At 59.4% G+C, this 5,148-nt stretch carries 4 protein-coding genes; all 4 read left to right on the top strand.

What is annotated here, in order from left to right:
- Positions 1-531, top strand: a 531-nt coding sequence (locus WCA53_RS04450) for a phospholipase D-like domain-containing protein (protein WP_423905965.1), incomplete at its 5' end; no start/stop codon positions are given.
- A gap of 195 nt (positions 532-726) precedes the next feature.
- Positions 727-1,326 (top strand): TetR/AcrR family transcriptional regulator, encoded by a 600-nt coding sequence (locus WCA53_RS04445; RefSeq protein WP_423905962.1) that lies wholly within the window; start codon positions 727-729, stop codon positions 1,324-1,326.
- Positions 1,327-1,393: 67 nt separating this feature from the next.
- A complete protein-coding gene (locus WCA53_RS04440) occupies positions 1,394-3,181 on the top strand; it encodes an acyl-CoA dehydrogenase C-terminal domain-containing protein (protein ID WP_423905960.1) in 1,788 nt (595 codons plus the stop codon).
- A gap of 89 nt (positions 3,182-3,270) precedes the next feature.
- Positions 3,271-5,148 (top strand): 3-hydroxyacyl-CoA dehydrogenase/enoyl-CoA hydratase family protein (locus tag WCA53_RS04435; protein ID WP_423905957.1); only part of this gene is annotated, 1,878 nt, incomplete at its 3' end.

Raw genomic sequence — 5,148 nt, 5'->3', positions numbered from 1 at the left:
GCTATAGAGAAGGCCTATCTCGTCGCAATTTCCCGCGCGGAAACTGAGGTGATGCTGGCGAATCCGTATTTCATGCCAGGCCGCAAGCTTCGCCGCGCGCTCGCTCAGGCGGCGCAGCGCGGCGTGCGGGTGACGCTCGTCATCGGCAAGAAGGAGTTTGTCGCGCTCGATTACGCGACGCCGTTTCTGTATCGAACCCTGCTGAAATACGGCGTGAGGATCGCGGAATATGAGAAAACCATTCTCCACGGCAAAGTAGCCGTGGTGGATTCGAACTGGGCGACGGTCGGGTCCTCGAATCTGGACGCGCTGAGTCTCGTGCTGAACAACGAAGCCAACATGGTCCTGGTGAACCACGAAAATGAGATCGTGAAACTGCGCGATGCGATCCTCGCGGCTTTTCATGAAAGCCAGCCGGTCACCGCCGAGCACTACGCCGCGAGGCCGATCGGCATTCGCTTACTCAACTGGCTGGCCTATAACGGCTACCGGACAATGATGAAAATGCTCACGGTCGGCCGTTACGATTGAATCGCAGGAATGCCAGTCGGGACAGCCCTGACTGGCAATGCGCACGCGAACCGAGACAAACTTAGGTCTCGTCCGACCGATGTCGGTCGAAAATAGACTCCAGTTTCTAAAAAATTGCTTGTTTCATGAACGGTCACCTACAATAATCGTACGGCCGTTCGATTTTTATTTGATAGTTGAGAATGGTAAAGGATCATGCGAAAAGGCGAACAGACACGGGTTGCAATTCTTGACGCCGCGCTGGACCTGGCAAGCCGGGACGGTTTGGAGGGATTGACGATCGGCTTGCTGGCCGAACGGATGCAGATGAGCAAGAGCGGGGTGTTCGCGCATTTCGGGTCGCGCGAGGATTTGCAGGTCGAAGTGGTCAAGGAATATCACCGCCGCTTCGAAAACGAGGTGTTTTACCCGAGCCTGCGCGAGGCGCGTGGCTTGCCGCGCTTGCGATCGATGCTGGCGCGCTGGATGGAAAAGCGCATCGAGGAAGTAACGACAGGCTGTATTTACATAAGCGGCGCCGTGGAGTACGACGACCGCGCGGACAGCCTGGTGCGCGAGCAGCTCGTGCATAGCGTGACGACCTGGCGCTCAGCGCTCACCCGGGCGATCTCGCAGGCGAAAGATGAAGGGCATTTACGAGCGGATACGGACCCTGCGCTCATGCTCTTCGAGCTGTACAGCTTCACGCTTGGCCTGCATCACGACGCGCGTTTCCTGCACTTGCCGGATGCCGTGCAATTGACGCGGGATGCACTGGAAAAAACGATAGTTTCGTATCAAAGCAACGGGCGTTAGGCGTTGGCCGCATCGGCGTTTTCGGCGGCGCATCGCCCGAGCTTCATGGACACTTTGGAGAAGACCGATGGGACAGTACGCTGCGCCGCTGCGCGACATGCAATTCGTGTTGCATGAAATGCTTAACGTGGAAGCCGAGGTCAAGAGCATGCCGAAGCATGCCGACCTGGACGCCGACACCATCAACCAGGTTCTGGAAGAGGCCGGCAAGTTTTGCGCCGAAGTCATCTTTCCGCTGAACCAGAGCGGTGACAAGGAAGGCTGCACGTACGAAGGCGATGGTGTCGTTCGTACGCCGGCGGGTTTCAAGGAAGCCTACAAGCAATACGTGGAAGCCGGCTGGCCCGCGCTCGGCTGCGATCCGGAATACGGCGGCCAGGGCCTGCCCGTGTTCGTGAATAACGCGATGTACGAGATGCTGAACTCGGCGAACCAGGCCTGGGCGATGTACCCCGGCTTGTCGCACGGCGCGTACGAATGCGTGCACGCGCACGGCGCGCCGGAGTTGCAGGCGGTGTATTTGCCGAGGCTCGTGGACGGCACCTGGACGGGCACGATGTGCCTGACCGAGCCGCACTGCGGCACGGACCTTGGCATGTTGCGTACGAAGGCCGAGCCGAACACCGACGGCTCGTACGCGATCAGCGGCACCAAGATTTTCATCTCCAGCGGCGAGCATGACCTGGCTGAGAACATCGTGCATCTGGTGCTGGCTCGCCTGCCCGGCGCGCCCATCGGCACGAAGGGTATTTCCCTTTTCATCGTGCCGAAATTCATTCCGACGGATGCGGGCGTTCCGGGCGAGCGCAACGGCGTGAAGTGTGGCTCCATTGAACACAAGATGGGCATTCACGGCAACTCGACTTGCGTGATCAACCTGGATAGCGCGAAGGGCTGGCTCGTTGGCGAAGCGAACAAGGGCTTGAACGCCATGTTCGTGATGATGAACGCGGCGCGTCTGGGCGTGGGCATGCAGGGTCTGGGACTGACCGAAGTCGCTTATCAGAACTCGCTCGTGTACGCGAAAGAACGCCTGCAGATGCGTTCGCTGACCGGGCCGAAAGCGCCGGAAAAAGCGGCCGATCCGATTATCGTGCATGCGGATGTACGGCGCATGTTGCTGACGCAAAAGGCCTATGCCGAAGGCGGTCGCGCGTTCACGTACTGGGCTGCGCTCAATATCGACAAGGAACTTTCGCACACTGACGAATCGGTGCGCAAGGACGCCGCCGATCTCGTCGCGCTGCTCACGCCGGTCATCAAGGCGTTCCTGACCGATAACGCGTTCGAAGGCACCAACATGGGTATGCAGATTTACGGCGGCCATGGGTTTATCGCCGAATGGGGCATGGAGCAACACGTGCGCGATGCCCGCATCAACATGATCTACGAAGGCACGAACTCGATCCAGGCGCTTGACTTGCTGGGCCGCAAGATTCTCGGCGACATGGGCGCGAAGCTGAAGAAATTCGGCAAGCTCGTGACGGATTTTGTCGAGGAAGAAGGCGTGAAGCCGGAGATGCAGGAGTTCATCAACCCGCTCGCGGATATCGGCGACAAGGTGCAAAAGCTGACGATGGAAATCGGCATGAAGGCGATGCAGAATCCGGACGAAGTCGGTGCGGCGGCCGTGCCTTATCTGCGTACTGTCGGGCATCTGGTGTTCTCGTACTTCTGGGCGCGCATGGCACGTATTGCGCTGGACAAGGAAGCATCGGGCGATCCGTTCTACAAAGCCAAGCTCGCGACCGCGCGGTTCTACTTCGCCAAGTTGCTGCCTGAAACAGCATCGACGATTCGCGCCGCGCGCGCTGGATCGAAGACGCTGATGGACTACGACGAAGCCTTGTTCTAGGCCTCATTTGCGGCGCGCGGTGCGTTGTATGGAGCGCCGCGCGTCGTCATCTCAAGCATTCGTTGAATCAAAACTCCCGGAGGCAATACGTGAGCAATCTGAACATTCGCAAGGTAGCTGTGCTCGGCGCCGGCGTGATGGGCGCGCAGATCGCTGCGCACCTGATCAACGCCCAGGTGCCGGTCCTGCTATTCGACCTTCCGGCCAAGGAAGGCCCGAAGAACGGGATCGCGCTGAAAGCGATCGAGAACCTGAAGAAGCTGTCGCCCGCGCCTTTCGGCGTGAAGGACGACGCGCAGTACATCCAGGCCGCCAATTACGACGACGACATCGAGAAGCTTGCGCAATGCGACCTCGTGATCGAGGCGATCGCCGAGCGCATGGACTGGAAGCACGATCTCTACAAGAAGGTGTCGCCGCATATTGGTGAGAACGCGATCTTCGCGACGAATACGTCGGGGCTGTCGATCACGGAGTTGTCGAACGGATTTTCGGATGAACTCAAGGCGCGTTTTTGCGGCGTGCACTTTTTCAACCCGCCGCGATACATGCATCTGGTCGAACTGATTCCGACCGCGACCACGCAACCGAAGATTCTCGATCAACTCGAAACGTTCCTGACGAGCGTCGTGGGCAAGGGCGTTGTACGTGCGAAGGACACGCCGAATTTCATCGCGAATCGCGTGGGGGTTTTCTCGATTCTCGCGGTGATCGCCGAGAGCGAAAAGTTCGGACTCCGTTTCGATGAAGTCGATGACCTGACCGGCGCACGCCTTGGTCGCGCGAAATCGGCGACGTTCCGCACGGCCGATGTGGTCGGCCTCGACACCATGGCGCACGTCATCAAGACGATGAAAGATACGCTCGCCGACGACCCGTTCTTCCCTATGTACGAAACGCCGGCGGTGCTGGCCGGCCTGGTCAAGAAAGGCGCGCTCGGTCAAAAGACCGGTGCGGGGTTCTACAAGAAGGAAGGCAAGGCGATCAAGGTGCTGGACCCGAAGACGGGCGAATACGTCGATGGCGGCGGCAAAGCCGACGACCTGATCGGACGCATCCTGAAGAAGCCTGCCGCCGAACGTCTCAAGTTGCTGCGCGAATCGCAACATCCTCAAGCGCAATTCCTGTGGTCCATCTTCCGCGATGTGTTTCATTACATCGGCGTGCATCTGGAATCCGTTGCGGATAATGCCCGCGACGTCGACCTCGCGATTCGCTGGGGTTTCGGCTGGAACGAAGGCCCGTTCGAAGGCTGGCAATCGGCTGGCTGGACGCAGGTGGCCAAGTGGGTCCAGGAAGATATCGATGCGGGCAAGGCGCTCTCAAGCGCGCCGTTGCCTTCGTGGGTGTTCGACGGTCCTGTCGCTGAAAAGGGCGGCGTGCATACGGCTGAAGGATCGTGGTCGCCGGCTTCCAAAAGCTTTGTGCCGCGTTCGTCGCTCGACGTCTATAAGAAGCAGGTTTTCCGCGCGCCGCTCGTCGGCGAAACAGGCGCCGATCCAAAAACCTACGGCAAGACGCTGTTCGAAACCGACGCCGTACGTGCGTGGGTCGATGACCGGGCTGGTGAGGATGACGTAGTAATCGTGTCGTTCAAAAGCAAGATGAACACGATAGGACCGTCGGTGATCGATGGCCTCACAAAAGCCATCGAAATCGCCGAAGCGGATTACAAGGGCGTCGTGATCTGGCAAACGTCGGCGTTGAAACTGGGCAATCCGGGTGGCGCGTTCTCGGCTGGCGCGAATCTCGAAGAGGCAATGCCCGCGTTCATGACGGGCGGCGCGAAGGGTATTGAACCGTTCGTGAAGAATTTCCAGCAGGGCATGTTGCGCGTGAAGTACGCGAGCGTGCCGGTGGTGTCGGCGGTGTCGGGTATCGCGCTGGGCGGCGGTTGCGAACTCGCGCTGCATTCGGCCAAACGCGTGGCGCACATCGAAAGCTATCTCGGGCTGGTGGAAGTGGGC

It is taken from the genome of Caballeronia sp. (genome assembly GCF_049581465.1).
GTDB lineage: Bacteria > Pseudomonadota > Gammaproteobacteria > Burkholderiales > Burkholderiaceae > Caballeronia.
This window is presented reverse-complemented; position numbering and strand designations above follow the sequence as displayed.